Annotated in this window: 10 protein-coding genes; 1 reads left to right on the top strand and 9 read right to left on the bottom strand. The window is 27.0% G+C overall.

Going from position 1 to position 9,735, the window contains the following annotated elements:
- Positions 1-316: 316 nt before the first annotated feature.
- The 8 genes from NH26_RS10340 to NH26_RS10300 all read right to left on the bottom strand — a co-directional run bounded on the left by NH26_RS10340 (position 317) and on the right by NH26_RS10300 (position 7,604).
- Entirely contained in the window at positions 317-532 is a 216-nt protein-coding gene (locus NH26_RS10340) for a hypothetical protein (protein ID WP_044229246.1), read from the bottom strand.
- Positions 533-540: 8 nt separating this feature from the next.
- On the bottom strand, positions 541-1,134 hold the full coding sequence (locus NH26_RS10335; RefSeq protein ID WP_139262988.1) for a hypothetical protein: 594 nt from the start codon (positions 1,132-1,134) through the stop codon (positions 541-543).
- 308 nt (positions 1,135-1,442) lie between these two features.
- The gene (locus tag NH26_RS10330; RefSeq protein WP_044229240.1) at positions 1,443-2,114 is read right to left on the bottom strand and encodes a hypothetical protein; all 672 of its coding nucleotides are present in this window, start codon (positions 2,112-2,114) and stop codon (positions 1,443-1,445) included.
- A 186-nt stretch (positions 2,115-2,300) separates the two neighbouring features.
- Positions 2,301-3,050 carry an antA/AntB antirepressor family protein gene (locus NH26_RS10325; RefSeq protein ID WP_044229236.1) on the bottom strand — a complete coding sequence of 250 codons (750 nt, stop codon included), beginning with the start codon at positions 3,048-3,050 and terminating at the stop codon, positions 2,301-2,303.
- Between the two features lie 576 nt (positions 3,051-3,626).
- Positions 3,627-5,090 (bottom strand): hypothetical protein, encoded by a 1,464-nt coding sequence (locus NH26_RS10315; RefSeq protein ID WP_044229230.1) that lies wholly within the window; start codon positions 5,088-5,090, stop codon positions 3,627-3,629.
- A gap of 181 nt (positions 5,091-5,271) precedes the next feature.
- Positions 5,272-5,550, bottom strand: coding sequence for a helix-turn-helix domain-containing protein (locus NH26_RS10310; protein ID WP_044229227.1), 279 nt, complete (start codon positions 5,548-5,550; stop codon positions 5,272-5,274).
- A gap of 123 nt (positions 5,551-5,673) precedes the next feature.
- Positions 5,674-6,381 carry a hypothetical protein gene (locus tag NH26_RS10305; protein WP_044229224.1) on the bottom strand — a complete coding sequence of 236 codons (708 nt, stop codon included), beginning with the start codon at positions 6,379-6,381 and terminating at the stop codon, positions 5,674-5,676.
- 5 nt (positions 6,382-6,386) lie between these two features.
- Positions 6,387-7,604 (bottom strand): site-specific integrase, encoded by a 1,218-nt coding sequence (locus tag NH26_RS10300; RefSeq protein ID WP_139262986.1) that lies wholly within the window; start codon positions 7,602-7,604, stop codon positions 6,387-6,389.
- Between the two features lie 374 nt (positions 7,605-7,978).
- Between NH26_RS10300 and NH26_RS10295 the strand changes: the two genes are divergently transcribed.
- A complete protein-coding gene (locus NH26_RS10295; protein WP_044229219.1) occupies positions 7,979-8,287 on the top strand; it encodes a DUF1016 N-terminal domain-containing protein in 309 nt (102 codons plus the stop codon).
- Between the two features lie 87 nt (positions 8,288-8,374).
- Here NH26_RS10295 and NH26_RS10290 read toward each other — a convergent pair whose 3' ends face one another.
- A complete protein-coding gene (locus tag NH26_RS10290) occupies positions 8,375-9,715 on the bottom strand; it encodes a hypothetical protein (RefSeq protein WP_139262984.1) in 1,341 nt (446 codons plus the stop codon).
- Positions 9,716-9,735: the final 20 nt, after the last annotated feature.

Raw genomic sequence — 9,735 nt, 5'->3', positions numbered from 1 at the left:
GAGCGGAGCGTACATTTCTTCTTTTCTTGACATAATTGTTGTGTTTGATTATGTCGTAAAATTAATGCGTGGGATTATAGGATGATAGATGGAGTTGCCCGACTGCTTACTGTTTTAGAATAGTATTATAATAACTGGGTGGCATTTCATACCATTGAATAGGTGTCGTATGTTCTTTTTCCATATACTTTTTAAATAAAAGCGAGTGATTTATTTTTTATGATAAAATGTTATTCTAGTTTTTTATAAAAAAGTGGGTAATGAAATAAATCATTACCCCACCCCTTATATAAACAACAATTCTAAACAATTTTTCTTAATTCTTTAACCCGACTAGTATTCTTAGTTTTTTTTCGTAAGTAGTCACTTTCGATTTTTTAGTGTCATTAATACATTCTTTTGCTCTTTCAACTTTTGTCGTATCGTCCAAAATTACGCCATTTTCAATGTCTTCTTTAGCCATTTCATATGACCCATGAAAAGCAATTAATTCGGATATTCTTTTTATATCCTTTTCGGTTTGATTATTCATAATTAAATTTATTTAATTTCATAAAATGTAGTGTCATGTTCTGAATTAATATTATCAATAAATTCAGAAACAACTTTTTGTACTCTTTCTCTAAGAATATTAGTGTTTTTAGATAGATGCTTATTTTTCTTGTTTAGAAGTTTATATTTATTATTTTTTTGGTCTAAATAAAATAGCGCATTTTCAATAATAATATTTTTTAAAAACTTAGTATCATTATTTCTTTTTTGTTGTAATGCTTGTTTTGAAACTTTGTATTTTTCAATATTTTCTTTACCAACACCTGAGTAACTATCTAAAAGCCTTTTATAATCTTTATAATTTCCCATTAATAATTCTATAAAATCTAATATTTGTTGTTTTATAGGGGAATATGTATATAATTCATGTATGAAAGAAGCGTTCTCAAATACATGATCTAAATTAGGAGAAGATATATATTCACTAAGTGATAAATCGATAGGGTTTAGCCCTCGGTCACTTTTATATATTAATCCATTATAACGATTTTTTGAGGTTAAAAAATTATACACATAAATAAATATCTTTTTATCCGTAGTACAATTTAATTTATTGTATTCTTTTTTAAATTTGTTTTTCATTCCTTTTGTGATTAAAGGAATATTATTAAAGTTGAAACCTTTGGAAGAAATAGAAATGAATAATGATTCTAATAGATCTTGGTATACATCCTCACTATACCTTTCCCTATGATTCCATTTATCGAAATGGTTTTTTTTAAAAAACTGGTAATATGATTTTAGAAAATTATTCAATATAGTCTTATTACATATAAAATGTCTATTTTCAGTATTGATTAAGTTATTAATTGTACTCATTCAGTTTTTATTTATTATCAATAAATGAAAATCACCCCTTCTTATTTTAAAAGAAAGAAGGGGATATATTTCTACACTACATATAAATCAAAGTCATTTTTTATGATTCTATATAAATCAGACTCATTGAATTGATCAGAATTGGTTAGTTTATTATTTTTTACCTGTTCAAATACTTTTTCAAATTTACCAGGAGAGCTATTTAATATATTTTTTACCTCTTTCATTTTGATTAAAGCATTTATGTATTTCTGGTGTTCATCAGTAATATTAATAGTTGTTTTACTAATGGCCTCATCTTCAATCATTTTTAAATCTATTGTCCAGTCAGATTTAATATATTTAAAATGAACATTATTTTTAATGTCTTTGATTCGTACTAAATAATTTTTTAATAATAGGCTTTTATCAAGTCTATCAGGGTTTAATTCAATATCATTCAAAAAACCCCCTCCAAAACTACTATTAGTATGACCTATTTTACTTATTAATTGGTTCAGGTTATTCATAATAATAATAGTATTTACTTTATTATTGAATTTAGAAATAATTGATTCAATACCATTAAAACCCAAAATAATATCATATATATTTGAGTTTATATCTTTATCTTCAAATAGTACTATAGAAGATAAATAATTTTTTATCATGTCTTTTTCATTTATTATGTTTTTAATATCTGAAATAGTAGTTTCTATTATTTGTTTTCTAACTACTGTATTTTCGAGTTTCTTTATTTTCATTTTAACAAAGTTGATTATTGAATAAATTATTAAATTACTGTGACCAATGATATATATAATTAGTATCATTATTTTCTATATTACTGAACTAGTAAACCCTAGAAAGTAACTATTAGACTTAAATTATTATTGGGGTGATCTATTTTGTATATATTGAATTTCATATATGACTGACATATACATCTTTTATCTATTGTTTTTTTTACTAAACTTGCAACCCTGCCTGTTTGCTTCTAATAGGTTATCAAGGTTTTTTAATATCCAATTTTGCCCCTTTGGAGTGATTAAAGTTTGAAGAGAATAACTATCTTCATCCCCTTTCTTATATGGTCTTTGAATTACTTGGTAATATCCACTATCTATATATTTTTGATATGGGGTATTGTGTTTAAGAGAGTCCTTACAGTTAATTAAATGCTTTCGGCTTCTTAATAACTTGAATAATTGATTTTGACCAATATTGTGTAATTCATCACAATAACATTTTGTAAATTCACCTAATGATACAGCAATAGAACTACTTAGTAATCTATCTGCAACCTTTTCTTTTGCTTTTAACTGTTCTATTCTTTCTTCCTGTTTATATGCTAACAATAAGGCTTCTTTTAATGTTTGAGGAATAGCAAATTTATTATTTAGTTTCTTTTCGCATTCAATAAAATATCTTCTTGCTTTTCTTCCTTTTTCACTTCTTTGAATCATTGAAATTTCTTTTGCCATATCCAATGTAATAGCATATTCTTTAAGGGTTGTTGCACCTTTTTCACGTTTGACAATTTTGTCAAATGAACTGTAATCATGATTCTCTGTAAATCCATAATCAAGCATTCTTTTTATCCATGTTGTAAATTCTGCTTTTACTCCTAAAAAAGAATACAAATCCCTTGCATTTACTAACTTTTTCCCTTCTTTTTCTTGAATTTTAATTAACTCCATCTTATTTCAATATATTTTTTTGTGCCTGTATAAGTACTATTATTCTTGTCTTCTTTCTATTCCTACAAAAGACTAACTTTATAAGTTTTTTCATATATCTTTTGTCGTTGTTCCTGTAACGTTTTAAGGTTCTTAATATCACAGTAAATTTCCCTACAAATTGAATTGATACGGTAGTAAATATTTTTTTTATTACTACACATTTTTAAAGAATGGTTATAGATAATTTTCATGATTTTTTTATCATCTTGATAACCTTTTATAATCTCTATTAACTTAGAACCAAAATTTGATTTTAGCATTAATGAATAAAATTCTATTTCCGTTATTATTGGTTTCACATTAGTATTGTAACTCTTTCTATTACTCATGATTATTTATAAATTATATTTTTCTTTCAGCTTATTATACATTTTAGCAGCTTCTTTAACTGAATTATAAAACCGGTCTTCTATTCCTGTTGTATTACTACTCCTATTTTCAGATCGTGTACTTTCAAACCTTAGTGAAACATAGTGGCCATTATTTTACTCGGTTTTTAGATATCTAAACTCTGTAACTATTGATATAGGATATCTATTTTTTTTGATTCATTTTATTTATTACTCTTATTATCTTCTTTGCTCTTGTTCCTGTAAGTACTATTCTTTTGTTTCCTTTCTTATTGGTCCATACTTGCACCTCTTTTATTTTGCTTATCCATTTAGAAGAAGCAAACACTTCTTTTTGCTGGAGCTGTATTTTATATCGTTTTCTTTTACTTGTATAAGTAATAAGAAGTTTAAACCCATTTTTATTTATTTCCTTCAAAATCTTATTAAGAATAGGCATCTCTTTTTTCTTCAATGTTTCATTTATCCTTTTTCTTTTGTTTCGGTTGTACTTGTTATTACATGCCCTGGAACAATATTTTGCATTTATGTATTTGTGGGAGATGTCAGCTCCACAACAAGCACATTTTTTTGAATCTTTTTGGTGGTCATTTTGTATACATTTTTTTTGTTTTGGTTTTTCTGTTTTTGAAGTTGGGGAAATGTTGGGAAATGACCCCTTACATAATGTGTCATTTTGTATACATTTTTCATTTTTATTTGATCCCACTTTTTTAACTTTTACCATCTTTAAAAAGTGGTCATTTTGTATACATTTTTCACCTATAACTATTCCTAATTCTGATTCAATATTTTTATAGATTGATGTTTGCACCAATGAATTAGAATAACTTACCATCAATTCACGCCATACCTTTAATTTTCGGCTTCTTTGAACATTAGTAAACTCATTCCATCTTTTAGAATCGAGGAGACTATAAAAGCGTGTTCTTTTGGCTTCTGTCATCTCTTTTAAACGCATGGAATTGTTAGACCTATCTATAAAAACAGAATCACCCCAAACAGATAATAAACGTTCTCCAAACTTTGCAAATACTTCTTTGTTTGCTAAATCCTGAAGCGTATACACACCCATTTTATTTATTTGTTCCATCTTGTTATAATGGAACTCTAAGCGTAATAATTTACGGTTTAAGGTTTTCCCGTTATCCTTCTTATGTTGTTGTTTACCCTTATCATAGGCTTTTATTTTGTATTGTCTATTGGAGATTGAAGCGTAATAAAATTTATTGTCAATGGTTACACCTTCAAAGCCTTTGTTTTTATAAGCTATAAGTCCTTTCAAAACCTTTTCGGCTTGTATTGGTGTATTGACATTAATCCCGTATTCTAAATTGTGTAATCGAGCAAATGAAGGGTTTACACCTAATTCATTTTGTAACTTGGGAAGCGTGTCTAAATAGTTTTGATAGGTGTATGTATCTGAATTGTGTTCACCATCGTTCCAGAACTTGTGTAAACTTCCTTTTATTTCACAATACGTTTTGCCCTTACTTTCTCTAATTATTAATTTTAAGCCTTTATACCATGCAGAACGAACGGGGTATAATTCCCCCGTTTCTTCATTTCCAGCAAATGAAAATCCTATCTTTCTTTCACGCCATTGTTTAGAAAGATCATCACACGATATAAAAACGCCATCTATCAACCTTACACAATTATAATTTGTTTGTTTTTACTACTTTACCCTAAAAATTAGGGTGTAAAAAGGAAGGCGATAAAAAATAAATTTTTCGCTTTTTTATCGCCAACATGTTTATATTGAAATTCTTTTTTATCTAATCTTGTTTTTTAGGTCACACCTAACGATTAGTACAGAATGAAAAATATTATAGATTGAAATATTTTTTCAATTCTTTGTATCTGAATAAGGTTCTTCGTCCAACTCTATTACATGGAAGTGGGTTGTTTTCATCGTTCATGTAACGATAAATTGTAGTACGGCTTAATCCCATCAATTGACAGACATCACCCATTGTGTATTGTTTGTCTGGGTCTTCAATTTTTTTTAATTGGTTTATTTCATTTTCCAATTCTTCAACCTTTTGAGATAGTAAAATGATTTTTTTCCAAAAAGGATCTAAAGGATTTGCTAACTCTGTGTTCATAATACAACGTTTTTTTTGTTTTAAATTGATTGTGACACAAAGGTGTGAAACGAAAAATTTATTTTTTGTAATTTACAAAAAATAAATTTTTCTGTTTCACAACATTAGTTGAGATATTATTTATCATCCATTGTCATTTTTATACTCACGAAAAACATTATTAGATGTGACTAAAGAGGCTTCTGATAACCCTAATTTTTCCGTAATAGTATTATAGAATTTTTTATGACTGAGGTGTTTATATTGAATTTCATATTTATCTAATAATGATATTATTTCACTTATTCTATCCGATGAATTTGATTTAAGTTTATTCAAAGATTTATAATCATTGGCTTTAAATTTTTTTGTGATGTTTCTTTCTAGTTCCAGACTGTGTAATATTTTTATATTTTCCGATGGATAATATTTGTATATGTAATCACTTATAAGTTCAATGTTATCATAAATTTCATCTCTTAAGTCAAAAAAGAAGTTTTCATTCATAAAATATATTGCTAATAAATTATCATATATCAATTCCTCATTATGATCAAGAAAAATGAAATTACTCATTTCATCAATTTCAATAGGAGATCTTTTTTTGTCATTGTAAATATATTGCAAAGAAATATCTTCAAATAATTTATATAATTTTTCAATATGATAACCGAAACTATCTATGTCATCTATTACAGATAAATTTTCTCCATCCTTGATAAAATAAACAACCCTTTTACAATGTTTGGTAATATTTTTTTTATTAGATACTATTACTTTTCCCTCAATTACTTTAAAAGTTGTAAGGTTTAATAAAATTTCGTTAAGTGAATTTTCAATTATTTTTTTCATGAACACTAAAAATTTAAAGCTTTCAATACTGTTTTCATTTCTATATCCTTAGGGATATTTACATACTTAGCAAAAGACGAATAATCTTTATGACCTGTAAATTTCATTACTGTTTCGGCTGGTACTCCTTGAAGTAACAAATTAGTCGCGAATGTCCTTCTTCCTGTATGACTTGTTATAAGCTCATATTTTGGAACCTGTATCGATGTTTGAAAATTACCTTTAAAAATTTCTTTTGTTACTGGAGTATCAATATTCGCCCTTTTACATACTTCTTTGATGTACTTATTCATCTTTTGATTAGATATACTAGCAACCTCATTTGTAATTAATTTTTGAATTAATGAGTGTGATTCTTCATTAAGAGGTATAGAAATAAATTCACTTGTTTTAGTCTGTCTTATATTCAGGTAATTTATACCATTAGCATTGTGAATATGTGTTTTATTAATCTTTGAATAATCAGAAAACCTTAAAGCCGTTAGGCATGATATTAAAAACAAATCTTTAGCTTTTGAAAGATAGTTTTCTTTAAAAGTAGTTTTTCTTAATTGGTTTAATTCATCTTTGGTAAGTATAACCTTTACACCTTCTGGAGCTTGTTTAACTTTGAATTGATTATGATTAGTATTTTCTAAATAGTCATTAGATGAAGCCCAATTAAGAAAACTTTTTAAAGCTTTCAAATATCTACCATAAGAGGAAATTTTCAATTCTACTTCATCACTAAGATATTGTTCAAATTTTTCAAAGAATACCTTATTAAACTTTTCTAAATCAAGCTTTATATTTTTTTGAGTAGCAAAACTTGACAAATGATTTTGTGTAGAAATTATTTTTTTGATTGAATTTTTTTTGATTGTACTTTTTTTGTATTCTAAAAATTCGTTCCAAATATCCCAAAATTCGGTGCTTTTAGTTTTTACATTTTCTTTTACTTCTAATTGGTCTTTTATATATTCAGTTGTAGGAAATTGATTATTATTACTTAGTTCTATGTATATTTCCCAAATACGATTTTTTAAATAATCAATATTTTTATTATAAACTGAATAATGAGGATTCTTTTTTAAAACCTTTTTATCTTTTTTAGACCATTCAGAAGGATGTATTTTTAAATCAGTATAATATTTTAGAGTTTTACTCTTATCAACTAATCTAATAAATATTCCTGTTTTCTTTTTACTATTACTATTGGTTAGATATATTCCTATGTATGCCATACCCAAAGGTACTAACTTAAAAAATACAGTACGTAATTTAGTACTAAATAATCTTACACCATAACACAACAATATTACAAGAATGCCCTTTAAAGTAATTAAAAGGCTGTTTTTATAAATGAGTGATACAGTAAATTACAATATTTTTATTCCCGGTGGGGCTACATGGTATTCATTCAGAATGTTTAGAAAAAGTGCAAATTGCATTAACGATATAGTTAAGGTGGTTTGCATTTTTTTGTTAGAGCCCCAAATGGCTCAATATTACCCATTTTAATAATAGTTCTGTCGCAAATGTAGATATGTTACGTCTTTATTTTACAATTGGAGAATTGATAGAGATCGAGTAACAAAAAAATAAATGAGGGTCTCAAATGTTAGAAAAAGTTTCAAAACAGTTACAGCAAGAACTACTGGGTTTAAGAGGTTTTTCTGGCAGTAACTTGAAGAAAATGAGACTGTTTTTTAAAACGTGGGCTATGTCCAATGAAATAAGTTCGACAATGTCGAACCAACTGGACTTAGATTTTGAAATTAGCTCGTCACTGACGACCGAATTGAGAGATATTGATTTAAGAGCTTTTTTCAAAGAGGGAGAAATCTCAGATTTACATTGTAAAATAAGAGGTTATGAAATTCTTGATCAAGAAAAATTACATCAAGTATTACCAAAGGAAGGTTAGGAAATTGGTTTATGTAATGGAGTAAAAGTTTCTTCAAGAATAATAATACCAATGTATTTTCGTCTTAGATGAAGTGTGATTTTTATCTCATAAAGACATACCAGTTTCTGAGACTATTTCTAATTGAAATGCCTTTTTTCCATCTTCTGTATATAGTTTCAGTGTATTATCAGTATAATTAAAATGAAGAACATTTGTTTCTCCCCTTTTAATATCTTCTAAAATAAGAAGATGTTTCTCTAAATTGACCTCCCAATTACCTGAAAGTAGCATCTTCTTTTTATTTTCAATGCTAAAAGTAAAGTCCTTATTAAAAGTGATCCAATCGTTATTTGGCTGGATAAATTTCCATTGATGAAGAAAGTCTGATGTTGTGATTTTATGATTGAGGTGCTGCTTTTTTAATGGGATTCTTTTTTCTAACCGAACAGTTTGATTCTCCACTTCTGTATGAAGTAAAAGGTGATTATTTTCTAATGTATACGATAGAGTGATAGTTTCATTATCAGACGCATTGTTGAGGATAATCTGCTGCTTTTTTTCATTCAATTCCCAGTTACCTTCAATGAGATTATTTCCTATCAACTGATAGGTCTTGTTTTTATTAAATACAAAATGATCTGATGCTGTGCCGTAAATAGACCATTTCCCTTCAAGTTGCGTGGGAGTTAATTTAAGATGTTGATTATCGTTGTAAATAATATTACGGACGTAAATGTATTCAAGGTTTTTGTTGATATCGTACTTAAATTTCTTCACCCAATTCCCTCTTTGGTCATACTCATAGGTAAAATGCTCTATATCGATATAGTCTTGGTTTTTAATATTGATAATCTCAATAGGTTGGTCATTTTCATCATATTTGTAACTACTTGTCTTAATAGTATTTCCTAAACTATCTTTTTGGGTATGCGTTTTTATCAAACCATTTTCTCTTTCATAAACTTGATAGATATTGACGTTTCCATTTGGAGCAATTTGCCTTTGAGAAGAGAGAAAAGTACTATCATATTCGTTGACATAGGTATACTTAAGTTCTCCATTTTTATTGTAATATATTGATTTAGTAATTCTTTGATTATCGATTTGATTCACAATTGTATATTCAATTTTATCATCAAATAGAGATTGTGTTTTTGTATTTACCCCATCTTCATCGTATGTTTTTTTTATTGACCAGAAAACTTCCCCTTTATCATTTATAAAATCGGTTTTAATCAAAAGGTTGTTATCAAAATGAAGCGTTTTATGGGAGAAATCATTTTCATAATAAATTTTATATTCTTGAAATTTATCTTCTGCAGCGTACTTTTTTTCGATTACTGTTCTTATATCACCTTGTAATAGTAATTGATTAGATTTAGAATTTTTAATAGAAGAACATGCCGTAAATGATACCACGATGAGTACGAAAAAATATTTAAACATTGCGTTAGGTTAGCTAAGTT

The organism is Flammeovirga pacifica (genome assembly GCF_000807855.2).
GTDB classification, from domain to species: Bacteria; Bacteroidota; Bacteroidia; order Cytophagales; family Flammeovirgaceae; genus Flammeovirga; species Flammeovirga pacifica.
The sequence above is the reverse complement of the archived record's forward strand: the minus strand, read 5'-3'. Positions and strand labels throughout refer to the sequence as shown.

Bases quoted from the DNA above. Each gene is read 5' to 3' on its own strand.
- NH26_RS10340 (WP_044229246.1), bottom strand. From the start codon at position 532: ATGAATAATCAAACCGAAAAGGATATAAAAAGAATATCCGAATTAATT.
- NH26_RS10335 (WP_139262988.1), bottom strand. From the start codon at position 1,134: ATGAAAAACAAATTTAAAAAAGAATACAATAAATTAAATTGTACTACG.
- NH26_RS10330 (WP_044229240.1), bottom strand. From the start codon at position 2,114: ATGAAAATAAAGAAACTCGAAAATACAGTAGTTAGAAAACAAATAATA.
- NH26_RS10325 (WP_044229236.1), bottom strand. From the start codon at position 3,050: ATGGAGTTAATTAAAATTCAAGAAAAAGAAGGGAAAAAGTTAGTAAAT.
- NH26_RS10310 (WP_044229227.1), bottom strand. From the start codon at position 5,550: ATGAACACAGAGTTAGCAAATCCTTTAGATCCTTTTTGGAAAAAAATC.
- NH26_RS10305 (WP_044229224.1), bottom strand. From the start codon at position 6,381: ATGAAAAAAATAATTGAAAATTCACTTAACGAAATTTTATTAAACCTT.
- NH26_RS10300 (WP_139262986.1), bottom strand. From the start codon at position 7,604: ATGGCATACATAGGAATATATCTAACCAATAGTAATAGTAAAAAGAAA.
- NH26_RS10295 (WP_044229219.1), top strand. From the start codon at position 7,979: ATGTTAGAAAAAGTTTCAAAACAGTTACAGCAAGAACTACTGGGTTTA.
- NH26_RS10290 (WP_139262984.1), bottom strand. From the start codon at position 9,715: ATGTTTAAATATTTTTTCGTACTCATCGTGGTATCATTTACGGCATGT.